Source organism: Arachnia propionica, assembly GCF_037055325.1.
Classification (GTDB): domain Bacteria; phylum Actinomycetota; class Actinomycetes; order Propionibacteriales; family Propionibacteriaceae; genus Arachnia.
The window spans coordinates 1,813,120-1,838,707 of record NZ_CP146373.1 but is presented as its reverse complement, the minus strand read 5'-3'; the positions used below and the strand labels follow the sequence as shown (position 1 = coordinate 1,838,707).

The following is a 25,588-nucleotide window of genomic DNA, read 5'->3' as shown; positions in this document are numbered from 1 at the left end:
TCACGATAGGCCAGGAGACCTGGAATCGATCAGGCTGGCTGCGGTGTGAATGGCGTTGGCAAGCTCTTGCGGGCGACTCCACATGGGCCAGTGGCCGGTCGGCAGGTCGACCACGTCCAGCTGGGTGAGCTGGGCTACGGCGCTGAACATGGGGTGTCCTTGCGCGGCCAGTTCGAGGACCTGGGCACTGGGCAGGGAGCAACAGATGAGGGTAGTGGCCACGTCGTGGCGTGCAGCATTGGTCAGCTCGACGGACGCGCGAGCGACTCCGGCGGGTTCGGGCACGGCCTTGGAGCGGAATCGGGTGAGGTGCTGGTCGTTGAGACCTTCAAGGCTCGCTTGCTGGCTCAGCGTGTCGAAGTCAGGTAGCGGCAGCTCGAGGACCGCTGCCGGCAGGTCGGGTGCGAACGCGCCGTCGTTGGCCATCGGGCCGGAGTCGACCCAGATCACGCGGCGGATCAGCTCCGGGTGCCTGTCCAGGACAACGCTCACGGGACCATTGGCGCCGCTGTGTCCCACCAAAACGACATCGCCACCCAGCTGACCCAGCACGCCGGCAATGGCCTCGGCCTGGTCATCGAGTGTCCGCGCCGCGCGCTGGGGGTCCCGCGGGTCGAGACCAGGCAAGGTCAGGGCCGTGGCCAGGGCACCTGCGGAGGTCAACTTCTCGATCACCTCGTCCCAGGCCCAGGCGCCAAGCCAATACCCGGGGATAAGGACGATGTGCGGTTGCCGCTCTGGTCGCGGCCTGGCCCCGGCGGCGGTTACGGGCTACTCAGCGGCGGAGCACTACCGCCGGTGACGCTCACTGATGCTCAGGCCCTGTCGCTTCTCGCCGCCGTCGCGGCAGCTCCGGATGCGCCCTACTCCGATCTTGCCGCTGCCGCGGTTCGCAAGATCATGGATGTCCTCGACCCAAACACACGAGCGCGGGTCGATCAGCTCGCTTCACGCGTGTGGGTGAACCCAGCAGCCACCGTCTCGAGAGTCATTCGTTCTGCCTGTGAGCAGGCCATGACTGAGCAGCGTGTACTGCGCATCGACTACGTCGCCGCCGATGGCGCTGCCACCCGGCGCGATGTCGAACCGATCCTGTTCGCCAACACCAACGGCACCTGGTACCTCATTGGATGGTGCCGCCTGCGCGATGCCGTGCGCTGGTTCTTGGTCAGCAGGATCCGACGGGCAAGCGTCACCCGCGAACCGTGCACGGGTCACACCGTAGCTGAGAGCGGTACACCCCCACCCACTGCTACGAGCGTGAGAATCAACCGCGGCTGACCACCTGAACAACGTCCCCGGTCAGCACAGCTAGCCGAGATCCTTCGTTTCCTCCGAGGCGCCGCTCAGGTGGGCGCTCAGCCGGCTGTAGGCCACGGACAAGGCGAAGCAGATCACGCCCGCCACCAGCAGCGACAGGATGCGGGTGATGGAGTTCTGCCCGGACATGTCGATCACGGCGAGTTTGAGCACCATCAACATCACCAACATCAGCCCGTACAGGCGCATGGCCGTGGCGTGGGTGCGAAAACCCGCGACGATACTGAGGGCGCCGGCGATGATGAGGAAGGCGCTGCTCGTCGCGGAATCCACGTTCGTCGCCGTCAGGAGGGTGTTCATCCCGAGCAGCGAGAGGGTGAAGGTGACGCCGGCGGCCACGCCGTGCCACGGGTGCCGCACCAGCGGCCACATCATCCACACCACCGCGCAGCCCACAGCGAGCACGAAGGGGATCAGCGCCAGCTCGTGGGCCAGGAAGGCCCACGCCGGGTGGGCTGCGGGCCGCCACGGCAGCACGGACCAGGACGTGACTGCGTAGATCGCGTACTGCATCACACCGGTCGTCCCGAGGGTCAGGATCATCGGAACCGGCGACGACGGGGTCGCTGACACCGTGCCGACCGCGGGGTCGTCGACCAGGTGCGCCCGCTGTCCGAACAGCCTGCCGGATAGCAGGGGCAGGGTCGTCGCGTGCCCGCTTCCGAGGCCCAGCCCGATCAGCGCCACGATCACACTCAACATGAGGATTCCCCAGACCGTGACGCTCCAGGCCGGCTCGACGCCCAACCGCCGCAGCAGTTCCTGGACGACCGTGGGCAGGCGCAGCACCAGCAGGAACACCACCAGCCAGACGGCCACGATGTGCTCCGGCCCGTCCGGGAGACGTTTCTCGAGGATCAGCGCGACCGCCACGGCCACTGCCAGGGCGCCCAACCGCACCAGACTCAGGGCGATGTCCGGGTCGTGTCCGACCCAGGTCAAGAACACGACCGCGGCCGGCACGGTGATGGCGTGGATCGCATTGCCGGCCAGCATCGCAGGCACCGCGGTCAGGGCCAGAACGGCGATGAGCGCGCCCAGGGCCAGGGATTCGTTCTTCAGCTGGGGCAGCAGGATGCCCGCTGCCACGAAGGCGCTGACGAACAGGCAGTGCCCGGCCCATTGTCCGGCTTGTGCGGCGACTCCCTTGAAAACCAGTGGCACCACGACGACGGCGAGGACGATCAGGTGCGCCACGGCCAGCAGGGTGAAGTCCTGGTGTTGGAACCAGTCCAGGTCGGCTCTCGGCGGTGGCACTGGCCTGAGTCGCAGCGTCGAGATGGCTATCAGCAGCGGGGCGGTCAGCCAGGCCAGTGCCCAGGGGTTCGTCGGGGTCCCGATAGGTGACTCCGGTGTGGTCTCGGGGGTCTCGTCCTCGGGGATTTCGTCCTCAGGTACTTCGCCCGCCCTCACGACCAGGATGAGTTGGGCGAACAGGAGCGCCACGAGAACGAGCATGGCCACGAGGGTGCCGGCCTCGGTGATCTCCCGTGCCTTCCCGACGGGTGCCATGAATAACGCGGGAAGCCCGATTGCGCTGGCCGACAGCAGGTACAGGGGCCTGAAGCGGGACTGTTCGACAGCCTTCCGTGCAGTCATGGCGGTGGTCAGGGTGATGGCTGCCACGTAACCCACCGTCATCATCAGTCCCAGGAAGGACTGCTCGGGATGGATGCGGGATTGCGCTGCGGCCAGTCCGATGGTCGACAACCCTCCCAGCGCCGTGATGATCGTGATGTAGGGCAGGCGGGTGCGCGCGGCGACCAGGATCAGGATGATCGTCCACCCGGTGAGCGCGAGGAAGGCGGACAGCGGGGGCAACAATCCCAACAGGACCGCGCCGACCAGACAGACGAATCCCAGTCCGCCTCCGATGCCGGTGATCGTCGCCGCCGGCAGCCGGTTCGTCGTGGCCCTGGAGACCATGCCCATCCCGACGGCGGTCAACGTGACGGCTGTCACCCCGACGGCCCCGACCTTGACGATGTCCGGTATCGAGTTCCACAGCAGCGCGATGAGACTGGCCGCGGCCAGGAAGACCAGCACTGCCGCGGCGGCTGACAGCAGGTATTTGCCCAGGGCGGCTTCGCCTGCGCGTTTCCTGATCGAGTCCAGGAGCGGGTGTTTGGGTTCCGGGGAGTGGAAGAAGTCGCCGAGGGGAACCTCGTCCGGGCTCCCGGGCGACGATGTCGTGACGTCCGTGTCCCGCGTGAGCGGCTGAGGCTTCTTCGCCACCGGTGGTGAAGGAAGTGACACCGGGATCGTCCGGGGAGGCGGGGGCGTGGGCGCCGCAGGAGCCCGCCGTGTGGGGGCGGGGATCGATATCTGCAACGGGGTCGGCCCGGTCGCGGTGGGGCGGTGGGGCGGTTGCGGTGGCGGCGGTGTGGCTGGTTTCTGCTGCTCCCGGTAGGTGTTGGTGCGTTGCCGTGGCGCCTCGGGCAGGGCGTCTGGTGTGTCCAGGTGGGAGATGATCACGTCCATCCTGAGGGTCAGGCCGTCGATGGCCTTGATCACGTCGCGCAGGCTCGGCTCGGGTTCTGGACCGGTGCTTGTCGGTTGTTCGTTCTTCTCCATCGTTGGAGCCTTTCCGGCAGTGCTGCGAGGTCTCCAGCCTACGGTCTCCAGGGACGGGGTAGGAGGGGTTTCAGTGAAAAAAAAGGGGCCGCTTCGAAGCGGGCGGGACGGACCTGCGAGCGTGAATGGATAGGCGAAACTGTGGGGTCGTGGTGTGGTCTGTCTCCCGGGTGGCGGCTGCGGTTCAGTTCATCGAGGTCCGTGGTACGAGATCGATGACCACTGTGCTGCCAGAGTGCGTCGAAAAAAGTCGTGACAAATCCCCCAAGGGAGCCTACAATCTCTGATGTTAACGCTAACTTCGGGCACTCGGACGAGACGCAGCAGCCTGCCGTTCCGGAGACCGAGCGATTACGACAAAGGAGTTCGTATGAAGTACCGCCGTGCAGCAGCCGCGCTGCTGTGTGCCACCCTGGCCCTCGGGCTCGGGGCCTGCTCAGGAGGCTCCAAGGACAAGAGTGCGCAGGCGAGCAAGATGTACACCTGGGTGTCCAACGAATCCGACCGCGCCCAGTGGGATACCTTCGTCAAGGGCGTCCAGGAAACCGATTCCAACTTCAAGCTCGACATCGAGGGCCCCAGCTTCCAGGACTACTGGACCAAGATCAAGACCCGCATGTCGTCGGCTGATGCGCCCTGCATCGTCACCACACAGGCCGCCCGCGCCCAGGAGCTCGGTGAACTCCTCACCCCGCTCGACGATCTCGCCAAGGAAGCCGGCCTCGACCTGACCCGGTACAACCAGGCCATGATGCAGGGCATGACGGTCGACGGGAAGGTCCGCGCCATCCCCTACGACGCCGAACCGATGGTGCTGTTCTACAACAAGACCATGTTTGCCCAGGCCGGGTTGAAGGAACCGGGCGTTGACTACACCTACGAGCAGTTCCTCTCCGACGCTAAGGCGCTGACCAAGGATGGTGTGCAGGGCTTCGCCGTCGCCCCTGACATCAGCTACCCCTACCTGCCGTTCGCCTTCGCCAACGGCAACGTGCCCGTCAAGGACGGCAAACTGAACATCACCGCCCCAGGCTTCGTCGCTGACATCCAGCAGACCTTCGACCTGGTCGGCAAGGAGAACGTCGCCGCCGCCCCCAACCCCGCCGACACCACCGATGTGCCCATGCAGGGATTCCAGGCCAAGAAGGTTGCCATGGTGATCGAGGGCCCCTGGTTCTACTCGACGATCCGCGAAGGAATGGAGAACGAGGTCGGGGTGGCCGTCGTCCCCTCGAAGAGCGGCAAACCCGTCGGCATGATTCAGGGCTCCGGTTTCGGCATCTCCGCGAAATGTCCTGACAAGAAGGCCGCCTTCCAGAACATCGTGAAGATGACCACCCCCGAGGTCGTGGCCTACGTCGGCAAGCACCGCGGCACCGTCCCCTCCATCGACTCCGCGCTGTCGGGCTGGGCCGAGGGCAAGCCCGCCCAGGACGCCGAGGTCATGAAGACTCTCCTCGCCGATGGGCAGCCGCTGGTGACCACCTCCACCTGGAATCAGGTGGTGACCCAGTTCACCCAGTACTCCCCGGAGGGTGCCCGAGGCACCCGCACCGCCGAGGACATCCTGGGAACCATCGAGAAGTCGGTGAACTGACCCCATGACGACGACGGCCACGCCGTCGCCCCGAAGCACGGTGAGGAAGGCCCGCAAACCCGGCGTCAACCAGCGGTTGCTGGCCTTCTTCCACCTCGCTCCGGGCATGAGCGGCTTCCTGATCTTCATTGTGGTACCGCTGATCGCCTCCATCGCGATCAGCCTCCACAACTGGCCCCTCTACGGGGACCCCGAGTTCGTCGGTGTGGAAAACTACGCGCGGTTGCTCTCCGGTGAGGACCCGGCGTTCTACACGGTGCTGGGCAACACCCTGGTGTTCGCGATCGGTTACACAGCCGTGAACCTCGTGGTCTCGACGGGCATCGCGGTCTGGTTGCATTCGCTGCCCGACTGGGCCCCGTTCTTCCGGGTGCTGTTTTTCATCCCCGTCGTCACCCCCATGGTGGCCAACGCCCTCATCTGGCGGGTCATGCTCGACGACCAGGGCGTGATCAACGGGATGTTGGCGGCCATCGGCATCACGGGACCCTCCTGGCTGGGGCACCCGACCTGGGCGATGGTCTCGCTGATCATGATGTCGCTGTGGCAGGCGGTCGGCTACAACATCGTCGTGCTGGCCGCGGGCCTGAACAACATCAACCCCGCGATCATGGAGGCCTCCAAGATCGACGGCACCACCGCGTGGAGCCGGTTCTGGCGGGTCACCTTCCCGATGCTCTCGCCATCGCTGTTCTTCGCCTCCGTGATGACGGTGATCGGGGCCTTCAAGGTGTTCACCCAGCCGTTCATGCTGACCAGGGGCGGTCCGGGCGAATCCACCAACACCCTGGTGCTGTACCTGTACCGCAGCGCCTTCTCCTACGACAAACTCGGTCTGGCGTCCTCGCTGGCGTGGGTGCTGTTCGTGCTGGTGATGCTGGTCACGGCGCTGCAGTTCGTTGGCCAGAAGAGGTGGGTGAACTATGACTCCTGAGAAGAACCGCCCCCGCCGCTGGGGGAAGATCGTCTCGAAGACGCTGCTGGTGGTCGTGGCCGTGGCGTTCGTCTCGCCCTTCGTGTGGATGCTCTTCTCCGCACTGAAACCGAGCAACCAGGTGCTGTCCACCGGGGCCGCCCTGCTCGGCGACGTGGTGCGCTGGGACAACTTCGCGGAGGCCTTCAGCTCCATCCCGTTCGGACAGATCCTGGTCAACACCTTCGCCTACGCGCTCGTCGGGACTCTCATCACTGTGGTGGTCTCCGTGCTGAACGCCTACGCCTTCGCGCGCCTGGAGTTTCCCGGGCGCTCCGCCCTGTTCTCGGTGTTCATCGCCACCCTGGTGCTGCCCATCGAGGTGCTCGTCATTCCCCTGTTCCTGGGGGCCGACGCCTTTGGGCTCGTCGACTCCTACCCGGCGATCGTCCTGCCCTTCGCCTTCGGGGCCTTCGGCACCTTCATGCTGCGGCAGTTCCTGCTGTCGCTTCCCGGCGACTACGAGGAGGCAGCCCGGATCGACGGTGCGGGCCAGGTGAAGATCCTGTTCCACGTGATCATCCCGCTGCTGCGCGGCCCCATCGCGGTGGTGGCGGCGTTCGCTTTCATCGACTACTGGAACGCCTTCTTGTGGCCGCTGATCATCATCAACAGCACGGACAAGGCTCCGCTGCAGCTCGGCCTGTCCATGTTCACCGGTGAACGCGGCACGGACTGGGGGCCGCTGATGGCGGCGTCCACGATCGCGGTGCTCGCCAGCCTCGTGATCGTGGTGGCGATGCAGAAACAACTGGCGAAGGGCCTCAACATAGGAGGATTCGGTGGTCGCTGACCTGGAGGCACGATTCGAACGCGACGCCGAACGCTGGAAGGCGCTCGCACGCCCCACCCCGGAGTGGTTCCGGCGCGCCAAGCTCGGATTCTTCATCCACTGGGGGCCGTACTCGGTGCCCGCGTGGGGGGAGCCCGTCGCGGAACTCGGCGAGATCCCGCCGACTGAGTGGTTCCGGCACAACCCCTACGCCGAGTGGTACCACAACACCATCCGGCTGGAGGGAAGTCCCGCGCAGCGGCACCACGCCGAGGTGCACGGCGGCTGCGACTACGACGACTTCCTCGACGCCTGGCGGGCCGAGAGGTTTGACGCCGACGCGGTCGTCGCCGAGCTGGTGGCGGCTGGGGGATCTTATGTGATGGTCACCACGAAACACCACGATGGCGTGTGTCTGTGGGACGCGCCCGGCACCGGGGACCGCAACACCGTGCGCCGCGGACCCGGGCGTGACCTGGTGGGGGAGTGGGCCGATGCCGCGCGGCGCGCCGGGATGCGTTTCGGTGCCTACTACTCGGGTGGCCTGGACTGGCACGCCGCACCGACGGAGCCGATCGGGCTGCGCGACGACTGGGACCTGACCGAACGTCCCGTCGACCAGGGCTACGCGTCCTATGCCGCCGGGCACCTGCGGGACCTCATCGCCCGCTACAACCCCGACGTGCTGTGGAACGACATCAACTGGCCGGACGCCGGCAAGGACTTCGGACCCGACGGCGTCGGCACCGTGTTCGAGGAGTACTACGCCGCCAACCCGGAGGGCCTGGTCAACGACCGCTGGCAGGTGCCCCACCAGGACTACGCCACCAGCGAGTACAAACACCTCCAGCAGTGCGAGAACGCCGCGGTGTGGGAGCACTGCCGAGGGGTGGGGTTGTCCTTCGGGTACAACTCCGTCGAGGGCCCCGAACACGCCATGACCTCGCTGGAGCTGATGAAACACCTCGTCGACATCGTGTGGCGGGGCGGTCGGATGCTGCTGGGCGTGGGGCCGAAGGCCGATGGGACGCTGCCTGGATGGCAGTCGGAGATCCTCCGTGGCATCGGGCGCTGGATGCGGGTCGCGGGCAGGTGGCTGCCCGACTTCGTCGCCGACGGCGAACTGGAGGTCGAGGGCGCCTGGACGCGGCTGGGCCGCGCCGGGGACTCGCGCCTGCTGTTCATCGACGCCGATGTCCCCGTCGCCATCCCGGCAGGGAGACTGCTGACCCCGGAGTGGGCATCTTTGGAGGATGGGGGGACCCTGACCTGCGCCGAGGACCGCCCGGGCCCGGCAGTCGTGGAACTGACCTGAACCGTGGTCGGGGCACACCCTGGCACCACCCCGTCAAAACGCTTGTCTTCCGGTCGTCTCCGGTGGCGCAGAAGTGTGTGCAGTCCGCACGGCCGAGGTCGGCCTTGCAGGGTCATGCGCCTGTCCGCTGTGGCCGTCACGCGATGCGGAGAGCGGCACGCACGCGCCCGGCCAAGGCGTGCGGAAGATCTGTGTCGAGCCGCTCAGTGAGAACGAGGGAACGTGGTGTGTAGACGATCTGGTCACCTGAGGTGAGGTGGGGTGTCGGCCAGGGTCAGGGATGGTCGTTATGCGGCATGGGGGGCTTTCCCCTGTTGGGTGGTGTCGTCCTGCTGATCGGCGTTGTAGAGAGCAGCGAAGTGCCCTCCCGCCCTGATCAGGTCGTCGTGGGTGCCTGATTCGACAATTTGTCCGTTGTCGAGGACGTGGATGCGGTCGCAGGCACGGATGGTGGTGAGCCGGTGGGCCAGAATGATCTGCGTGCACCCCAAGCGGGAGAGATGCTCGGTGACGACCTGTTCGGTCACCGTGTCGAGGGCACTGGTGGCCTCGTCGAACACGACGATCCTCGGGTTGCGCAGCAATGCCCGTGCGATGGCGATGCGTTGACGCTGGCCGCCTGAAAAATTGGCTCCTTGCTCGCTGACCATCGTCTCGAAACCCATCGGTAATTTTTTGAGGAAATCGAGGAATGACAGGCGCCGGCATCGTTCGATGGTCTCTTCTTTGCTGAGTTGCGTACCCAGACGCAGGTTGTCGACGATGGAGGCGTCATGAAGTCGTACGTCCTGCGGCACATACCCGATGTGTTGACGCAGCCGGTCGAGGTCCCACTCGCTCACATCGGTGCCGCCAACCTTGATGTGCCCTCCAGTCGGTGAATGCAGGGCCGCCATCAGCAGCGCGAGGCTGCTCTTGCCCGAGCCGGAAGCTCCCACGATCGCCACTTTCTCGCCGGGCGCTACGTGCAGGGTTACGTCCTTGAGCACTCGTTCGGTGGCCCCCTGATATGCGAAGTCAACGCTTTCGATGTCTATGGTGGGCAGTATCAGTTCATCCGCCCGTTCACCGGACTTCTCCGGAGCGGTCTTGGTGATGTCGAGTACGCGACGCATCAGGCGGCATGCCTGGATGAATTCGTTCCAACTGCCGGAAATCGTGGTGCTCAGGCCGAGCAATAAAGCACCTACTCCTTGGACTGCGACGGCCGCACCTATGCTGACGACACCATCCAGTGTAAGGACCATGCCGACGGTCACCAGCGCGAGTGGTCCGAAAACCTGCGTGGCACCCAGTGCGCCGCCGATGAGGCCATCCTGCAGCAGCATGCGACGGCGCATGGCCGACAGGGAGGCGTCATAGCTTTCTTTCCAACGGGCGAAGAACTCATCGTGGTATCCGCCCATTTTGATGGCGGCTATCGAGGAGATCGCGTCGTACTCGATGGTCTGGCTCTTGCTGAGATGCGCGATCTCGGTGTCCATGGCCTCGGACAGAGGTCGCTGCGTGGCCATGAGAAGCAGCAGGCAGAGAGTGAACGCTCCCGCGGTGATGCCGCCGAGCAGGGGAGAAACCCAGAACACGTAGCCGATCATGACGGTGGCGATACCCATATCGAGCACCCCACTGACGATGCGTGTCGACAGCAGATCGCGCACGGAGTTGACGCTTCCCATCCGGTAGAGCAGGTCGCCGACCTGGCGGGTGGAGAAGAACTTGTAGGGCAGCCGCAACAAGTGACGGAAGACGGTTTCCATCAGGTGGCCGCCTACGAGCATCATGGTGCGGGACAGCAAGAGCGTTCGTAGTGTTTGAAGACCGAAGTAGAGCAGAACTGCTGCCGGTGCCGCGGCCAGCATGCTCCAGAGTCGGTCGCCCGCGTTCGGCTGAGCGACGCTGTCGACCACCCATTGGGTGGCGAATGGCATTGTCGCCGTGACGAGGTATCCGATGACGGCCAAGACCACGGAGAACGTCAGGGTGCGGCCAACCCCTTGTGGTATCAAGGGGAAACTGCGCCATTCGGACAGCAGGGCGCGCCGTTGGGGTTGAAAATCATCTCCCGGGGCGGCCAACAGGATGATTCCACTGAAACCCTCTTCGAGTTCGTCCCAGCTGATTCTGCGACGCCCCATGGCCGGATCCATCAGGATGGCTCCACTTCGGGTGATGCGTTCCAGCACCACGAAGTGGTAGCCCTGCCAGAAGATGATGACAGGAACATCGAACACCTTCAGCGGCTCGACGCTGACTGCCTCGAGCATGCGCACCTGCATGCCGCGTTTGCCCAGCAGTTCGGCGAGCTGGCCAACCGTTGCGCCGTCGCGCCCGACCTCGAGGTCCGTGCGCAGCTCGGTTATGGATTCCTGGCGACCGTAAACGGCCAGCAGCGATGCCACGCAGCAGACGCCGCATTCGGTGGACGCCACCTGGGTCGTGACGGGAACACGTCGTTTCATCGCGGATCTCCAAGGGCGAGTGGGGATGGCGGGGTGAGGGGTTCCGATCCCAGTGTGGGGTCGAGCCGGGTGGTCAGGTGAAGCAGGACCCCGGAACGCCCGACCATCAGGGAGTCATTCAACGAGTTGCGGTTTCGGCGATCGCCGAGTTGGGCACGCAGGACGTCCGCTGTGAGGGCCTTCTCCCCGTCGGCAACTGCGTCGGCTGCCCGTTCATGGCCAAGATGTCAGGCGATCCACGAGGCGATGGCCCAGTTGCCCGAATCGCCGTGGCACAAGGTGAGGTTGCGCCCGAACCCGTCCGAGGCCATGGTGGCCACGGCCGCGTCGACGAGTGTCGTGGGTATCAGACCGGGTCGGGCAGCGTGAGCAGCCGCGACACCAAGAGCGATGCCTGCTCCCCCGTGGCACCACGCAGTCGCGACGCCCGAGTCTGGGAAGGTCGACGAGAGCCAGGCCTGTGAATCTGGGGTGCGCAGAGCCTCAAGGCACTCCAGCAGGCGGGTTACCGCGGGGGCGATCTCGGTGTCGGGGAGCAGAGAAACGGCAAGTGCGTGGAGGGTGCCGGCGACACCATGGGCGTAGCCGCTGTGCGTCAGGGTCGCATCGTCGGCTGGGGCCGTGAGTACCGCGTGGAGCAAACGGGTTCCGTCCGTCGCCTCGAGGGCATGTGACCCGGCGCGGGCCAGCAGGTCACCGGCAAGTCCGTCGATGATGCCGAGCCCTTCCAGAACCGGGAGATGTGTCACGAATTCCTGGGCCATTCTTCGCCAGTCCTCGCGTCCAAGGAGCATCCCTGCCCGGGCCAGCGCGAACGGCAGACCTGCCGACCCGAGCCAGCAACCGGCCCCCATGATGTCTGTCAGGACCTCTGGTTCGGTCGCCAGTGATGTTGCGCACGCCTCGAAGATCTGTTCAGCAACGCGCCGGGCACCGGGATGATCCAGCACCACCGCAGCCTGGGCCAAGGCGAGTCCGACTCCGGTGCGCCCGCTGTACAGATCGAATCCGAGCACTCCGGCGGCCCAGGGACGCACCGTGCCGGCGGACGGCACCGGGCCGACCCAGCTGGGGGCACGATCTGAGGCGCCATCAAGACGAACCCGGCGGACGAGATCGTCCGCGAGGTCGTGCGCAAGCTGGTGCAGCCCACCTGGTTTCCGGAGCAGTGGCGCTGATGTCGTGAGGGATTGCGCAAGGTGATTGTCGGGGTGCAGCGCGACGAAGGATGCCCAGATCAGGTCGAGCTGTTGGCGTAGATCATCATCACCCAGTGCAGCTATCTTGTTTCGGGCTGCGTCCAGCGGGCTGTGTGCCGCATTCGTCAGCGTATGTCCCTCGGCGCTCAACACAGTGGTGGCTTCGACGTCCATCATGAACATGGGGATGTGACCGAACCACAGTTGTGAGATCTCGGCTTCCGTGAGCAGTGCATCAGGGTTTTCGGCGAGGTTCGTGATCTGCTTGAGACGGTCGGTTCGCGCGGTGACATCGGCCATTGCCTCGGCCGCGCAGGACAGCCGAAGCACGTTTGTGTAGTCCTGGGTGTGCCCGTTCAGATACCGAAGACGTGCGCCAGCGAAGGCCTCAGTGACGGCTTTCGTAAATTCCTCGCGATGCGCGGTGAGCCACCGGTAAGCCTCCTCGAAACCGTTTGCCACGGCCGCTGCGGCTGCGACCGCGTCCTCCTTGCTGCGATTCTCGTAGGGGTGTTCCCAATTTTCCTCGGACTCGAATGACAGGCGCATGTCGTCCCGGAAGGGATTCAGCACCGCGAGAAAACGGTGGGAACTTCCTCCCCCGGCCTCGGTGGCGAGGAAACCGATATCGGTCCAGCCCTCGCCCGCAGCGGCCGGGTTGGCTATGGCGGTCGGCAGTAGCCCGTTGGAGCTGACGGAGGCGCCCAGCTCCACCCATGCGTCATCGGCGGTGCGGGTGGATCCAGCAGGCTGCGAGACATGCAGAATGGTCTCCAGGTCAACGGGCAATGGACCGGTCTCGGTGATGCGGAGGTTCTCGCGGTGCATGTCCTTGGCGTTCAAGGCGTGCATGATTGCGACCAGGATCCCGCAGCGGTGCAGAAAATCGGGCTTGTTCAGCAGCTTTCCCTCCTGCGCGGAAGGTAGAGCGGGTACGTATTCCACCCAGCCGTGGGCGCCGCGATTGAGTGCATGAGCGGCGGGCAGCGCAAAAGGTGATTCCTGACCCAACCATGCGGCCAGCTTTTCCCATCCTGTTTCGCCGCTCACCGGACGAGGTTTGTAGACCAATCGCTGTCCGTTGTCGAATGTGAGAATGCAGACCCGACGTGCACCGTCATGGGTGTCGCCCCCACTGTCCACGTGCGTCACCATGGAAGTGCGTGGAATGCCGAAATGCCGTTCCAGGTCGTTCCGATCGGCGCTCAGCGCGGCACCCAACTCTTCCAGCGCTGCGGTGTGCTGGTCCAGGACCACCGGACGCAGCGATACCAGTGGTGCGAAGCAGTCATCGAACTCGGAACTGTGATTCGCGAAGAAAGCGTCGCAGTAGGAGCGATAGCGTTCCTCAGGGGTGGCGCCCGGCAAAGCGGACTCACGTGAGAGCAGTCCTATGTGACAGACCAGCGCCCGCAGGTGCAGCCTGAACAGTGCCTCGAGCTGCCAGCGCTCCAACGTGGCCTCGGCAACGCCGGGCGCGAAGTGGCCGTGTGTCTCGACGGATAGGTCGTGGCCCCGGCGCCAGCCCTGGAGAATCGGCTGAAACAGCATCGAGTCCTGCGTATTCGTGGTGGTTGGTGTAGGGAGTGCGGTCATGGGAGTGTGCTCCTTTGTGAATAATCATGAGCGCCGAGACTGGCGGCAGGTCAACAGGAGTGTGACCTGCCGCCAGCTTGTTTCAATCATCGGACGTGGGAATGCTCGCGGTTCGACGTTCGCGGGGCGAGAAAAGTCTCTTTCTCGGCGTTTCGGCTGCGAGCGCTCCCTCTCGGCTCACCGCCAACAGAGCCAGCATTCCCTGCTGACGGTGCAAACCCACCCTGCGGTGCGGATCTTGGAGTAAAATGCGTCAGCCTTGCCGCCGGCGGTCTGATTGATGCCGGACTCGGACAGTTCGGAGGCGAGCGGGATGTCGGCGGAGAAGAGATCCTTCTTGCGATCGTTGGTCATTTCCGTTCCTTCCGGATGATATTTCGAGGTATTTCCTCGATGTTTCGAACCTAGGAGGTCGGAGGGTGTTCGCAAACCGTCGATGGATGGTTGTTGTCGCCGGAGAAAGGCGGTGGTGGGTCCCATAGAAAGTAGATGGTGCGCTGTACATGAGAAAGCGGCCGACTCATTGAAGGAGTCGGTCGCAGCGCGAGTGCAGTACCGTTTTCACCACCACCACAATTTGCAAGGGAAAAGTGTGCACAAAATCCTCTGGGACTTGTTTTTCGCTGTGCTCATCGCGATGCTGTTGTCCGGGTTGTGGGTGGTCTCCTGTGGAGCTTGATATCCGAGGGGGTTCATGGCGAGCATGGCGGTGGCGACTATGATGCTTTTTTTCATTCGTTTTGCCTTTCGCGGTGGCGCGGTGCTTCCGTTTCCGGAGTCCTTTTGACATTGGCATATTACGTGAGCTCGCGACTTGGTGCACCCCCCAATAAAGATAGGAATCAGCCCCAACTTTTGGGGGTGTAGCATGTCGTCATGCGTCTCCTCTTCCCCGCGCGGTTGCCTGCTTTCATGCCAGTGTGGTTGGGCTGGGCCGTGATGCTCCTTTTCCTGGCCATCTTCATGGGCGGCAACACGAGCATCGTCGATGTATACGGGGGTTTGGCCGTGGTTTTGGCTGCGGTGGCAGCGATCGTTTCGGTGCGATACCCCGTGGTAGCAGCTGGTTTCATCGTGGCGGCCTTGCTGCTGAATGCTGTTTCCCCGGACAACGTGGTATCCGGCCTCTATGTGCTCCTGCTGTGGATTCCGGTCACGGTGGGTGCGCAACTCGGGTTGCGCCCTCTCGTATGGGTGGTGCTCGGGCAGCTCTCTTTGGCGCTCTTGCTGGAGTGGCGCGTGGGCTTGCTGAGGCCACTTGCTCTCTGCGGACGAGTGCCTATTCTGCTCGTACTGTTCGGGGCCCCCGGATTTGTCGGAATGCTTGCGGGGCGTTACTGGGGAGCTGCGATACGCGTCAAGGAGGAAATGAAGGCCAAGAATGAGTTGTTCCGTCGTGCGCTCAGCCGGGACCTCCATGACACGGCCGTACACGCCACCACGAGCATGGTGATGCGGGCCAACCAGGCATTGCTGCGGGAGGGGCTCGATGAGCAGTCTCGGCAAGATTTCCAGTTCATCGCCGACACCGGAAGAGAAGCGACGCGAACTCTTCGAAAAACGCTGACCTCACTCCGGGAGAATGACCTGCTTCCGGAGGCGCCGTCGGTCGATGCGGCATGGTTCCGAGCAAGACTCAACGGGGAACAGATTCGCTTGGAGCAGGCCGGGTTCGCAGTTCGCTCCACGACCGATGTCATGCTGACCGACGTTTCTCCACAAGTACTGGCCACTTTGGGGCGTCTCGTTGTCGAGATTGTCAACAATGTCCTGCGTCACGGCAAGCCGGGATCTGAGGTCACCCTCATGCTTGAGAACAGCGGGTCGACCATCAACCTGATGTGCTCCAACTTGCTGGGTGAGGCAGAACCTGATCGGGAGCGAGTCCGGCTCGGTGTCGTCGGCATGTCGGAACTCACCGAGAGCCAGGGGGGCACGTTGACGGCCCGTGCTATGGGTGCCCATTGGGTCACGCATGTTAGTATTCCCACGACGGGAAACCAGCTCTCCCGCCTCGACGCATGAAGAGTTCGAGCTGCGGGGTGGATTTCGATTGGTAGGGGGAGGTTGCTGAGCGCGGAGTGGAGAACGTCTGTGTGGTCAGCCGGCACGTTCAATACGATCCGGATGCTCCAGCTCCATCGAAATTGCAGATGCTTCACCCAGTGTCAGTGCGCCGATCTGGATTTGGCCACTATTCCCGCCAACCACTCTGATGTGCGGCACCGCGACAATCGGCGTCGCTAATCACGTATCCTGCTGCACAGTGCCCAGCGGGTGCGGTAATACCGCTCGATCAACCAAGGCGCTACGGTTAACTGTGAATAGCTGAGACAGGTGACAGCTGTCCACGGAAACTTTCAAGTGATTGAAATTTTATATTGCTCGGGTATGGGTGCCTAGGGAGGGAGGCCGTGATTATGACCGGTGTTTTACGACTTGCTTTGGTTGATGACGATCTGATGGTGCGTTCGGCGCTGACAAACTATCTCATGACGGCTCCGGATCTGCAGATCGTCCTGTCCACCGATGACGCATCCCAGGTGATCCGCGCGGTGGAAGCAGGGGAGCTGGATCTTGTGATCATGGATGTTCACATGCCGGGCCTGGACGGCATCGAGGCCACTGCGCGCATCAAGGAGGTGTCGCCGGATCTGCCCGTACTCGTTCTGACGACCTTTGATGAGGATTCCTATCTGCTCGGTGCGCTGGCGGCCGGAGCCTCCGGTTTTCTTCTCAAGGACATCGATCCGCAGGCCCTGATCGATTCCATCAGGGTGGCGGCCGGTGGCGGTCGCGTCGTGGCGCCGAAGCCGACTCAGCGGCTTCTCGAGCGTGTGATGGCGAACTATGAGGACGAGCAGGCCACGCCATCCCCGCCGCTGGATCTGGGGTTGACCGAGAGGGAGATTACCGTGGTGCGAGAGGTGTGCCGTGCATCCTCCAATCGGCAGATTGCTCGCTCTCTGCACCTGTCCGAGGCAACGGTGAAGTCCTACTTGTCGACCATCATGGAAAAGCTCGGGGTTGATTCACGACTCGCTGTGGCTTTGCGGGCATTCGAGGTGGGCCTGGTGGAGCCTCCTGGAACCTGACAGTCTAAGCGCATCGTGGGCTGTTCCTCGAGGAACAATTCCGGGATGGGGCGGTTCGGGTTGTCCCGGCAACCCCGCTGCAATTCCAGCCAGGCGTGGTCACCATGGGCGTGGTGGTGGACGACGATGTGTTCGGCCAGGTGGACCCGGAGCCCCTCGACCACCACAGCCCATCCTGGGGGGTGAGATCCTCCTCGGGGCTAGAATTCAGGTCCAGGGAGGTGAGAGGCAGGGATTCATCGATACGTCAGGATGCATGGGACATCAAGAAATCCTCGAAGTGGTGGTGAAATGTATCTTGGTGATCTCGAGACGTTCGCTGGTGGTCAGGTGAATTTCTGAAGAAATGTAAATCGTGTATCTTCCTCTCTGAAGTCAGGATTTCGCATACCGCATCCAAAGGTATTCCTGGTGCTTATGGTGCGATTTTCTCAGGGGTCGCGCAGCCGCTCTGGAGGATCGGCTCGCGGGAACACTTCCGGACATACCGGTCCGGGTCTCGAACTCTGCTCGATCCCCAGGCCAGGTTCTTGTCCGTGAACGGTAGGTCTCTGTGCGGGTCGACGAATTGACAGCGGGAGCACAGCGTCGGCTGGGCCGCGGCTCAGGACCCCTCGGTTCCATAGAATCTCCGAACAGCATCAGGAGGATTCATGAAACGGATATCTCGTCGCGGTGTTCTCGCCGCACTGGGTGTGGGGGCGGTCGGGACCGTCGCCCTGACTGGATGCGCGTCGCTCCAGGCCGTGGGGTCGCAGGGAACATCGAGCGCATCGGCGGGCGGTGTGACCAACGGCTATCTCGCCGCGGATTCGCTCCACTCGGTGGAGATCACCGTCGACCAGAGCGCCTATCAGGAAATGATCACCGCCTACACGTCGAACCAGACCAAGAACTGGATCGAGGCAACGGTCACCGTCGATGGGGTCGCGCACGAAAAAGCCGGGCTGAAGTTGAAGGGAAACTCGTCCCTGCAGGGAGTCTCCGCCGACACCGCACCACAGCAGTTGCCGTGGCTGGTGCGATTCGACAAGTTCGTCGACGGCGCGAACCACGAGGGTATGACCCGCATGGTGATCCGCGCCGGTGCGACGACCTCCGCCCTGAATGAGGCGGTGGCCCTCGATCTGCTCGCCACAACCGGGCTGGCCAGCGAGAAGGCTGCCCACATCAGCCTCAGTGTCAACGGCTCCGACCCGGTGCTGCGGCTGACCTGCCAGGATCTCGACGAATCCTGGGTGGCGCAGAATTTCGACGTCGCGGGGCTGCTGTACAAGGCGGAATCCACCGGCGACTACACCTACCGCGGCACCGACGAGTCTGCCTACAAGGACGTCTTCGACCAGGAAACCGGGGAGGCGAATCTCACCCCGCTGATCGAGTTCCTGCAGTTTATCAACGAGTCCAGCGATGCCGATTTCCAGTCGGGGCTAGCGCAGCGGGTCGACGTCGACAAGATGGTCACCTACCTGGCCTTCGAGGATGTTATCGACAACTTCGACGACATCACCGGACCCGGCAACAACTCCTTCCTGTGGTGGGCGGAGCAGGCAAACCAGATGACTGTGGTCGCATGGGACCACAACTGCGCCTTCGGCCTCAAACCTGGAGCCGGGGTCGGGCAGCGGTGGCACGGCGACGGCGGCCAACCCCCCGGTGGGGGCGGCCAGCCATCGGGGGACGGGAGTGCACCGTCGAATGGCCAGCCCCCGGGTGGCGCCGGAGGCCAGCAGCCCCCGGATGCCAGACAGCAACCCGGTGACGGTGGCGGACGCGGAACGAGGGCGAATGCCCTGGTGGACCGGTTCAACTCGCTCATGGACGGCGAGACCAAGGTGTCGGCGGAACGCGACCGCCTCAAGCAGGAGCTCTACACCTCAGGTGTGGCCCAGACCATCCTCGACGCCCGCGCCAAGGTCCTCACCGACCAGGCCAGTTCCCTCATCGAACAATCCGCGGTGGAGGCCGACAAACAAACGATCGCGGTCTACTTCACCACGTAGAAGCCGCCGTCCTCCGGTGTCGCCCCAGGGCTCGCTTGTCTTATGGTCGTTTGCTTGCGCTGTAGCGCTGGCGTTTGCCTGTAAGGCAGGCGTTCACCGGTAAGGCCAGCGAACCGCGGGGCGACGGGATGTCTGCGCCGCAACTCAGGGGAGGCCGGTGAACCGCTGGCGGGGGATGGGTTGGGTGGCATCTAGACTTTGAACATGACGATCCAAGTCGTGGACCACGAACGTTTGCGCGAATTGTGTGAACGCTACGGGATCGCGAGCCTTGAAATTTTCGGCTCCGTGGCGCGTGGGGACGCCGGCCCTGATAGCGACATTGATCTCCTGTTTTCTCTGAAACCTGGTGTGCGTTTGGGGTGGGAGATCGAGGATCTTACGGAGGGACTGTCCGAAATTCTTGGGCGGAGAGTGGACCTCGTCTCTCGTCGAGCCATTCATCGTCGGATGCGTGACCATGTGCTGGCCGAAGCGGAGCCTTTCTATGCGGCGTGATCTTGCCATTCTTGACGAGATGATCGATGCGGCAGAGTAAGCGCATGCGATAGCCATTGATGCTGATCCTGCGATATTGTCGCGGGACCGGATGCGTAGAACTGGGGTGAGGCCATCCGACGTGAAGGGAGACAACCGTGCCCACGGGAACCGTGATCCGGCAGATGCGGGAGGCGGAGTACCCGCTACTCGAGGACTTCCTGTACGAGGCGATTTTCATCCCCGAGGACTTCGATGGCGAGATTCCACGTTCGATCATCCGTGAACCCGAGCTCGCCGCGTTCATCGAGGGTTTCGGTACCCTCCCCGACGATCACTGCCTGGTGGCGGAGGTCGAGGGTGCGGTGGTCGGGGCGGCGTGGGCTCGCATCGTCAGGACGTACGGCCACGTCGACGATGCCACCCCATTGCTGTCGATCTCGCTGCTGCCCGAACACCGGGGCCAGGGCATTGGCACGGTCCTGATGGATCGGTTGCTCGATCACCTGCGAACCCTCGGCCATCGGCGGGCATCCCTGTCCGTGCAGAAGGCGAATCCCGCCCTGCGTCTGTACCGGCGCGCCGGCTTCGTCGAGTATCGCGAGGAGGGCGACGAGCTCATCATGATCAAGGACCTGGCCGGCTGAGAAGACTCGCCGTCGTCCCTGCGTGACGAGCTCACCGGCGTTGATGTGAGCTGCCCAAAAGGCGGGAAATCGCCAAGTGAATCCTTGAAAAAGCGCTGATCTGGGAAAATTTTTCCGAAAATGACTCAAATCTGCGATCTGCTGGTAGTGTTGCGGTCATGCTGCTCGACTTCACCGTCTCCAACTACCAGTGCTTCACGGAGTCGGCCCAGCTGTCCTTCGTGCGCCCGAGCCTGCGTACCCAGACCCCGAAGGCGCCACAGACCTGGGAGGACGTCACCTACCGCGTGGCGGCGCTCTACGGGGCGAACGCATCGGGCAAGTCGACTCTCTTGGCAGCCCTGGCTCGTCTGGGCGCCGCAGTGGCTGAACCGGGAACGCCCCTCTATCGGCCTCACGCTGCGGTTTCTCCGGAACACCCCACCGTGTACGAGGCCAACTTCGTGACTGACGACGTGCGATACCGCTACGTCGTCGAGGCCGTTCCCTGGGGCGTGCGCTCAGAGTCTCTGATCGCCTACCCCAAAGGCGTTCGACGCCTTCTGTTCGCCCGAGAGCAACACGGCCCCGACACCGAGATGGAGATGCGAGTGGGTGCATCGGTCAAGGGCCCCACCGCTGAGGTGAGGCGCATACTCACACCCGGCGATCTCATGCTCGCGGTTGCCGCACGCTATCGCCACGCCACTTTTCAGCCCATAGCAAGAGGTCTGAGAAGAGGCACGGCTCTTCTTCCCGTCCGCCGGGAGAGCGACAACGAGCAGCAACGGCTGCAATGGGTCATGTCGCGGATGGTGGAGGCGCCGGCTGGCTGGAAAGAAATCATCGACGCGCTCGCAGCCGTCGCCGACTTGGGAATTGTCGGAGTCGAGGTTCAGGAGCAACAGGTTCCCCCGAACGTGCTGGCGCGAATCCGCGCCATGCTCGCCGCGGCGGTGGACGAACCGGGAGAAATTCCCAGAGATGCCATCGACCCAGTCATGAGATCACTCGTGTTCACCCACGGTGGCCTCGATGGCGAGGAATTTGAGCTCGGCCTCGGCGCCCAGAGCGATGGCACAATCACGTGGCTCGCCACTGCTGCCCCCGCTGTCGACGTCCTGGCGCGTGGCGCGCTTCTTGTCATCGATGAACTCGACGCCAGCCTGCACCCACTTCTGGCGGCGGCCCTGGTGACCATGTTCAAGGACCCCGACATCAACCGGACTGGGGCCCAGATCCTCTTCTCTACCCATGACACCTCACTCATGGGAAACCATCCAGAACGCTGCCTGGAAGCCGGCGAGATCTGGTTCACGGAAAAGGGACAAAATGGCGCCAGTGAACTCTACTCGCTCGCTGATTTCGATTCGCGCCCCGGAAACAACGAACAGAAACGTTATCTGGCCGGTCGTTTCGGTGCTTTGCCCACTCTCGATCTGTCGAAACTTTTCGACTTGCCGGAGGCCCTCGCGGCATCCACCAGTGCTGCGGAATGACCGGAAATGAGTGGAAAACTTCGACGCCGAACCGCGCTCCGCGCGACCCGGACGACGATCCTGCTCGTCACCAATGGGGAGAAGACCGAGAAGAGCTATCTGGAGGGAATCCGCCGCCGCGTACCGCGTGGTGCCAACCTTTCCATCACGGTCAGGGGAGAAAACGGCAAGGAGCCAGAGACCATCGTCAGAAACCTCACGAGGAGCCAGGGAGGACTGGACGAGTACGACGAGGTCTGGATCGTCGTCGACCACGACGGAAAGGATCGGCAGGGCTTCCTCGAGGCCTGCCGGAGGGTGCGTGGGACACGGATGGTCGGCATCGTCTCCACTCCGTGTTTCGAGGTGTGGTTGAACGCGCACTACGAAAGGGTGCAGAAATACCGGGACCAAGAGGATGCCAAGAGGCATTACATGCGGCTGACCGGACTCACTGGGGCGGCGGCTAAGAACCTCCCGAAGGATTTTCCCTACGACGCCTTCCCAGATGCGGTGCGACGATGCTGCCTGACAGGGGCGACCATTCCCGGGGCGAATGAGCAGGGAGCGAGTCCGTCGACCGCGGTTCCGCGTCTCCTCGAACGGCTCGGGCTGCTCACGTGCGATCCAGTGCATGGTTGAGGCTGGTTTGTAACCTGACGATGGGGAGTGGGCCAAGGGGAAATGTCCTTGCGAAGGTCATCGAGATCATCGAAACCCGACAATGTAGGGGACTGTGCGACGTGGGTTGTTGCCCGAACCGACTGTTGGGGTGAGGATGGTCCCCATGGATCTTTTCTCCCCCTGTGACCTCGGCCCCTACCGTGTACGCAACCGGCTCGTCATGGCGCCGATGACCCGGCTCCGCTGCGGTCGGGACGGTGTCCCCAGCGACATGGTCGCCGAGTACTACGCGCAGCGTGCATCGATGGGGCTGATCGTGACGGAGGGAGCGTTTCCCGACCTGGCGGCGCGCACCTGGCTGGGGCAACCGGGCATTGAGACAGCCGGACAGGTGACGGGGTGGCAGAAGGTGACCGACGCGGTGCACGCACACGGTGGCACCATCGTCATGCAGATCATGCACGCCGGACGGCTCAGCCATCCGACGATCAACGGAACCGGTCGGGTGGTCTCGGCCAGTGCAACGACGGCCCCCGGATACACGCACAATCAGTCGGGACGCGTCGACTACGTCCAGGCCGAAGCCCTCACCGGACCCGAGATCGAACGAATCATCGAATCCTGGGTGCGGGCAGCCCGCAACGCCGTCGATGCCGGAATGGACGGCGTTCAGATCCACGGTGCCAACGGCTACCTGATCCATCAGTTCCTCGCGCCCAACACCAACATGCGCGACGATGAATGGGGCGGCGATCCGCATCGGCGAGCACGCCTGGCCCTCGAGGTGACGCGGGCGGTCGCCGCCGAGATCGGCGGGCAGCGCACCTCCATCCGGTTGTCGCCCGAGCACAACATTCAGGGCATCGAGGAAACCGATCCCGTTGACGTCGAGGCCACCTACCAGCACCTCGCCCGGGAACTCACCTCGCTGGGGTTGGGGTTCATCGACATCCTCCACACAGCCCCCGACGGCGATCTGGTGCAGGGGATCCGACGTACCGTCGGTGCCCCGCTGGTGGCGAATCGGGGTTTCGAGACCGTGACGGACCGGGAGGAAGCAGCCGCCCTCGTCGCCGACGGCGTGGCCGAGGCGGTGGGGGTGGGCAGGCCTGCGCTGGCCAATCCGGACCTGGTGGAGCGCTGGCGCACCGGCGCACCGGAGAACACCCCGATCCAGGAGACGGTCTACGGCGGTGGGGCCAGCGGATACACCGACTACCCGGTGCTCCACGGGGAGACTTCTTCCTGAGGGTTGGCTCCGGCCTGCGGACGTCAGCGAGCGGGTCGTGCCGAAACCACGGCGGGAGTGTGCCCGCGGCAGCGGTACTCAGCGGTGACGCATGAAGGTGTTGAACAGCTGATTTGCGAGGTCGTTTCCCTCCAGATCCCGCAGGAGATCGGCATGCGGGAAGTCGATGTCCTTGGGCTGACCCCGGTAATGGGTGATGGTGTCCTCCGAGTCGAAGTAGGAGCGTTCGCGGATGACTCCCTCGTAGAGGAACGACAACCAATCCTGCTGGATCGTGGTGATGCCGAAGTTGTTCTCGTCGTTGATCGGGACGTTCAGTCTGTCCAGGTTGTCGAAGAACATCGCGACCTCCGCGCCGTGGAAGGCACCGCGCAACCCGTGGTAGAGCTGCGGGATGTACTCGAAGCGGTACCCGTAGATGTCGGTGAACCGTGAGAACCTGTCCATCAGGTTGAGGGCGGGACCGTGGAACATCACCAGCTCCATCATCTTGATCTGGAGGTCGGCGACGTCGTCCGCCTCCGGGCGCAACGCTTCCGCGATTTCTCCTGCCCGGGGACCGAACATCTTCTCGACGGCGGACGGGAACTTGGATTTGCTGGTTGCGATTCCCAAGCGCTTGTACTGCATGGGAACTTTGAGCATGGACAGCTCGTCGGAGGCCGAACCGATGATGACGGGGATGCGTGGGAAATACCCCTCCTCCAGTGATTCGAGGGGATCTCCCAGGAAGAATGTTTCATCCACGGTGGTGGACAAGAAGGTCTGCGGAGGTTTGAGTTTGAGAATCTTCTCCGGGGGTAAGGAAAGAAGTTCGGAATAGCTGGATAGGCGATTCTTGGAGAGGAAATCCTGAAATGCTTCGCGTTCCTTTTCCGGGATCAGGGGATTGGGTGTGATGCCCTGTCCGCTGCACAGGATCAGGCGATGGAAAAGGTCCCGGTTGTAGGGGTTGAGGATTTGGTGCAGGGCGTAGAACGCGCCGCTGCAGTGTCCCATCAGGGTGATGTTGTCGGGGTCTCCGCCGAGTTCCGCGATGTGGGTTCGGATCCAGCGCAGGGCCAGCTGTTGGTCAAGGAGGGCGCGGTCACAGCTGATCCGGTCCCCGTCGACCACGTGGAGGTGTCCGAACAGCCCGATCCGGTAGTTGATCGTGACCACGACGATGTCTTGTTCGGCGAGGTGGGCGCCGTCGTAGATGGGGGTTGTGCCGGATCCGCAGTCGCCGCCGTGGAGGAAGACGAGCACCGGTTTCTGGGTCTCCAGATCGGAGGTCCAGACGTTGATGCGCAGGGAGTCCTCGCCCTGGATGTCCTCCCGCGGTTGCCATTCCCGTCGAGGCTGGATGTTCTTCAGGAGGAAATTCATGAATGTGGAGGGCATGTGCTGGGGGAAGCAGTGTCCTTTTCCTGAATTGACGTCCTGACCCTTGATGGGGGCGATGGGTTCGGGATCCTGGAATCGCTCGGCCCGGGCGTAGGGGATTCCCAGGAAACGCTGGATGGGTTTTCCGCTTCTGGATACCCCAACCCCCTCCGAGGTCACCCTGCCGAACGTCGTCTCGAATATCATTGTGCCCTCCGGGGCGTTGCGTGGTTGCTCGTGGTTCGTGTTTCAGGCGGCGGCCAGAGCGCTCCAGCCGTTCAGGCGGAACTCTCGGGTTTTATTCATGTATTTGTGGGCCTCTTTGCGGGAAAGGCCGTGCTCAACCGCTTTGCGCAACGCCTCGATGCCCGAGGCTGCGACGGTGCGGAGGAAGAGCTCGTCCGCAGGGGAATTGTCGAGCCCGGGGAGAAGACGGTAGATCACCTCCTCGACGGCGATCAGCCGTTCAGGATAGTCCTCGTACTTCGTCCCGGCTGCGTGGCAGAAAACCAACCGGAACGCGTCGATGTGGTCGTAGACGAAGGTGAGGACTGCGGCGGTGCAGTCGGCGGAACGGTCGTGGGCCTCGAAGGCGTTGGTTTCCGGTGACTCGTGGAGAGTGACCCACAGCTCGAACAGCTGCTCGGTGGGTTCGTGCACGAGTGCGTCGAAGAGCAACTCCTTGCTGGGGAAGTAGTGGTAGATCGCACCCGTTGTGGTTTCCGCGACGTGCGCGATGCGCCGCATGCTGGCCTCCTGGAAGCCGTGGGCCTGGAACTCCTCCGAGGCTGCCTCCAGGATGCGTTGTCTCGTCAGTTCCGAGCTGCGACTCACGACCCCTCCGCGCAGTTGCGACGACAATGTTG

20 protein-coding genes are annotated in these 25,588 nt (G+C 63.5%); 13 read left to right on the top strand and 7 right to left on the bottom strand.

The genetic code is table 11. The annotated features are described in order from the left end of the window. Window positions 1-714, bottom strand: a complete 714-nt coding sequence (locus V7R84_RS08470) for an alpha/beta hydrolase (RefSeq protein WP_338573864.1) — start codon at window positions 712-714, stop codon at window positions 1-3. 15 nt (window positions 715-729) lie between these two features. On the opposite strand from V7R84_RS08470, the gene V7R84_RS08465 reads away from it, so the two are divergent. Further along, complete coding sequence (locus tag V7R84_RS08465; RefSeq protein ID WP_338567958.1) at window positions 730-1,281, top strand: helix-turn-helix transcriptional regulator; 552 nt, start codon at window positions 730-732, stop codon at window positions 1,279-1,281. Window positions 1,282-1,311: 30 nt separating this feature from the next. Here the strand turns inward: V7R84_RS08465 and V7R84_RS08460 are convergent, their stop codons facing one another. Continuing rightward, window positions 1,312-3,894, bottom strand: a complete 2,583-nt coding sequence (locus V7R84_RS08460; RefSeq protein ID WP_338567956.1) for a DUF2339 domain-containing protein — start codon at window positions 3,892-3,894, stop codon at window positions 1,312-1,314. 370 nt (window positions 3,895-4,264) lie between these two features. Between V7R84_RS08460 and V7R84_RS08455 the strand changes: the two genes are divergently transcribed. The 4 genes from V7R84_RS08455 to V7R84_RS08440 are packed head-to-tail and all read left to right on the top strand — an operon-like array spanning window position 4,265 to window position 8,551. Continuing rightward, window positions 4,265-5,491, top strand: coding sequence for a sugar ABC transporter substrate-binding protein (locus tag V7R84_RS08455; protein WP_338567954.1), 1,227 nt, complete (start codon window positions 4,265-4,267; stop codon window positions 5,489-5,491). Window positions 5,492-5,495: 4 nt separating this feature from the next. Beyond that, window positions 5,496-6,425 (top strand): carbohydrate ABC transporter permease, encoded by a 930-nt coding sequence (locus V7R84_RS08450; RefSeq protein WP_207302515.1) that lies wholly within the window; start codon window positions 5,496-5,498, stop codon window positions 6,423-6,425. Further along, window positions 6,415-7,257 carry a carbohydrate ABC transporter permease gene (locus tag V7R84_RS08445; protein ID WP_338567949.1) on the top strand — a complete coding sequence of 281 codons (843 nt, stop codon included), beginning with the start codon at window positions 6,415-6,417 and terminating at the stop codon, window positions 7,255-7,257. The genes V7R84_RS08450 and V7R84_RS08445 overlap by 11 nt, the downstream gene beginning before the upstream one ends. Next, a complete protein-coding gene (locus V7R84_RS08440; protein ID WP_338567947.1) occupies window positions 7,247-8,551 on the top strand; it encodes an alpha-L-fucosidase in 1,305 nt (434 codons plus the stop codon). Before V7R84_RS08445 ends, V7R84_RS08440 begins: the two co-directional genes overlap by 11 nt. Before the next feature lie 287 nt (window positions 8,552-8,838). Here V7R84_RS08440 and V7R84_RS08435 read toward each other — a convergent pair whose 3' ends face one another. The 3 genes from V7R84_RS08435 to V7R84_RS08425 form a co-directional block, all read right to left on the bottom strand. Next, on the bottom strand, window positions 8,839-11,010 hold the full coding sequence (locus tag V7R84_RS08435) for a peptidase domain-containing ABC transporter (protein WP_338567945.1): 2,172 nt from the start codon (window positions 11,008-11,010) through the stop codon (window positions 8,839-8,841). A 227-nt stretch (window positions 11,011-11,237) separates the two neighbouring features. Then, window positions 11,238-13,805, bottom strand: coding sequence for a type 2 lanthipeptide synthetase LanM (lanM, locus tag V7R84_RS08430; RefSeq protein ID WP_338567943.1), 2,568 nt, complete (start codon window positions 13,803-13,805; stop codon window positions 11,238-11,240). 177 nt (window positions 13,806-13,982) lie between these two features. Further along, window positions 13,983-14,159 carry a hypothetical protein gene (locus tag V7R84_RS08425; RefSeq protein ID WP_338567941.1) on the bottom strand — a complete coding sequence of 59 codons (177 nt, stop codon included), beginning with the start codon at window positions 14,157-14,159 and terminating at the stop codon, window positions 13,983-13,985. Window positions 14,160-14,681: 522 nt separating this feature from the next. Here V7R84_RS08425 and V7R84_RS08420 point away from each other — a divergent pair. The 8 genes from V7R84_RS08420 to V7R84_RS08385 all read left to right on the top strand — a co-directional run bounded on the left by V7R84_RS08420 (window position 14,682) and on the right by V7R84_RS08385 (window position 23,357). After that, window positions 14,682-15,830, top strand: a complete 1,149-nt coding sequence (locus V7R84_RS08420; protein ID WP_338567939.1) for a sensor histidine kinase — start codon at window positions 14,682-14,684, stop codon at window positions 15,828-15,830. Window positions 15,831-16,225: 395 nt separating this feature from the next. Next, complete coding sequence (locus V7R84_RS08415) at window positions 16,226-16,900, top strand: response regulator transcription factor (RefSeq protein WP_338567937.1); 675 nt, start codon at window positions 16,226-16,228, stop codon at window positions 16,898-16,900. 653 nt (window positions 16,901-17,553) lie between these two features. Next, window positions 17,554-18,903 carry a CotH kinase family protein gene (locus tag V7R84_RS08410; RefSeq protein WP_338567935.1) on the top strand — a complete coding sequence of 450 codons (1,350 nt, stop codon included), beginning with the start codon at window positions 17,554-17,556 and terminating at the stop codon, window positions 18,901-18,903. 204 nt (window positions 18,904-19,107) lie between these two features. Further along, window positions 19,108-19,401 (top strand): nucleotidyltransferase family protein, encoded by a 294-nt coding sequence (locus tag V7R84_RS08405; RefSeq protein WP_338567934.1) that lies wholly within the window; start codon window positions 19,108-19,110, stop codon window positions 19,399-19,401. A 137-nt stretch (window positions 19,402-19,538) separates the two neighbouring features. Then, a complete protein-coding gene (locus V7R84_RS08400) occupies window positions 19,539-20,027 on the top strand; it encodes a GNAT family N-acetyltransferase (protein ID WP_338567932.1) in 489 nt (162 codons plus the stop codon). 158 nt (window positions 20,028-20,185) lie between these two features. Then, the gene (locus V7R84_RS08395) at window positions 20,186-21,505 is read left to right on the top strand and encodes an ATP-binding protein (protein WP_338567930.1); all 1,320 of its coding nucleotides are present in this window, start codon (window positions 20,186-20,188) and stop codon (window positions 21,503-21,505) included. Between the two features lie 6 nt (window positions 21,506-21,511). Further along, window positions 21,512-22,126, top strand: a complete 615-nt coding sequence (locus V7R84_RS08390; RefSeq protein ID WP_338567929.1) for an RloB family protein — start codon at window positions 21,512-21,514, stop codon at window positions 22,124-22,126. A 145-nt stretch (window positions 22,127-22,271) separates the two neighbouring features. Next, window positions 22,272-23,357 carry an alkene reductase gene (locus tag V7R84_RS08385; RefSeq protein ID WP_338567928.1) on the top strand — a complete coding sequence of 362 codons (1,086 nt, stop codon included), beginning with the start codon at window positions 22,272-22,274 and terminating at the stop codon, window positions 23,355-23,357. A gap of 78 nt (window positions 23,358-23,435) precedes the next feature. Here V7R84_RS08385 and V7R84_RS08380 read toward each other — a convergent pair whose 3' ends face one another. Together V7R84_RS08380 and V7R84_RS08375 are read right to left on the bottom strand one after the other, a co-directional pair. Then, entirely contained in the window at window positions 23,436-24,929 is a 1,494-nt protein-coding gene (locus tag V7R84_RS08380) for an alpha/beta fold hydrolase (protein WP_338567927.1), read from the bottom strand. A 42-nt stretch (window positions 24,930-24,971) separates the two neighbouring features. Then, complete coding sequence (locus V7R84_RS08375; protein WP_338567926.1) at window positions 24,972-25,556, bottom strand: helix-turn-helix domain-containing protein; 585 nt, start codon at window positions 25,554-25,556, stop codon at window positions 24,972-24,974. Window positions 25,557-25,588: the final 32 nt, after the last annotated feature.

Excerpts from the sequence above, each read along its gene's own strand:
- V7R84_RS08460 (WP_338567956.1), bottom strand. The coding sequence starts at position 3,894 with ATGGAGAAGAACGAACAACCGACAAGCACCGGTCCAGAACCCGAGCCG.
- V7R84_RS08455 (WP_338567954.1), top strand. The coding sequence starts at position 4,265 with ATGAAGTACCGCCGTGCAGCAGCCGCGCTGCTGTGTGCCACCCTGGCC.
- V7R84_RS08450 (WP_207302515.1), top strand. The coding sequence starts at position 5,496 with ATGACGACGACGGCCACGCCGTCGCCCCGAAGCACGGTGAGGAAGGCC.
- V7R84_RS08445 (WP_338567949.1), top strand. The coding sequence starts at position 6,415 with ATGACTCCTGAGAAGAACCGCCCCCGCCGCTGGGGGAAGATCGTCTCG.
- V7R84_RS08435 (WP_338567945.1), bottom strand. The coding sequence starts at position 11,010 with ATGAAACGACGTGTTCCCGTCACGACCCAGGTGGCGTCCACCGAATGC.
- lanM (WP_338567943.1), bottom strand. The coding sequence starts at position 13,805 with ATGACCGCACTCCCTACACCAACCACCACGAATACGCAGGACTCGATG.
- V7R84_RS08425 (WP_338567941.1), bottom strand. The coding sequence starts at position 14,159 with ATGACCAACGATCGCAAGAAGGATCTCTTCTCCGCCGACATCCCGCTC.
- V7R84_RS08420 (WP_338567939.1), top strand. The coding sequence starts at position 14,682 with ATGCGTCTCCTCTTCCCCGCGCGGTTGCCTGCTTTCATGCCAGTGTGG.
- V7R84_RS08415 (WP_338567937.1), top strand. The coding sequence starts at position 16,226 with ATGACCGGTGTTTTACGACTTGCTTTGGTTGATGACGATCTGATGGTG.
- V7R84_RS08410 (WP_338567935.1), top strand. The coding sequence starts at position 17,554 with ATGAAACGGATATCTCGTCGCGGTGTTCTCGCCGCACTGGGTGTGGGG.
- V7R84_RS08405 (WP_338567934.1), top strand. The coding sequence starts at position 19,108 with ATGACGATCCAAGTCGTGGACCACGAACGTTTGCGCGAATTGTGTGAA.
- V7R84_RS08395 (WP_338567930.1), top strand. The coding sequence starts at position 20,186 with ATGCTGCTCGACTTCACCGTCTCCAACTACCAGTGCTTCACGGAGTCG.
- V7R84_RS08390 (WP_338567929.1), top strand. The coding sequence starts at position 21,512 with ATGAGTGGAAAACTTCGACGCCGAACCGCGCTCCGCGCGACCCGGACG.
- V7R84_RS08385 (WP_338567928.1), top strand. The coding sequence starts at position 22,272 with ATGGATCTTTTCTCCCCCTGTGACCTCGGCCCCTACCGTGTACGCAAC.
- V7R84_RS08380 (WP_338567927.1), bottom strand. The coding sequence starts at position 24,929 with ATGATATTCGAGACGACGTTCGGCAGGGTGACCTCGGAGGGGGTTGGG.